Genomic DNA, 364 nt, shown 5'->3' on the forward strand with positions numbered 1-364 from the left:
CGGTGCTGGTGCTGAGCCTGGGGTGCGAGAACCTGCAGCACGACCAGTTCGTAGAGGAGCTGGGGGAATATGATCCGGAGCGCGTCAAGTTTCTCACCTGCCAGGACGTGGAGGACGAGTTCGCGGCGGGACGCACGCTGCTGGAACAGTGCGCGTCATACGCGGGACGGTACCGGCGTGAGGCGGTGCCGGTGAGCGAGCTGGTGATCGGTCTGAAGTGCGGCGGGTCGGATGGGTTGTCCGGCGTAACGGCGAACCCGACGGTGGGAGCGTTCAGCGACATGGTGATCGCGCGGGGCGGCTCGACGGTGCTGACCGAGGTGCCGGAGATGTTCGGCGCGGAGGGGATGCTGCTGAGCCGGTG

Annotated in this window: 1 protein-coding gene; it reads left to right on the plus strand. The window is 67.3% G+C overall.

Annotated features, from left to right (window positions below; genetic code table 11):
- The coding region (locus tag ACYQ3S_RS15690) for a UxaA family hydrolase (protein ID WP_459690307.1) at positions 1 to 364 on the plus strand (364 nt) is incomplete at both ends.

The organism is Agathobaculum sp. TL06, assembly GCF_054658635.1.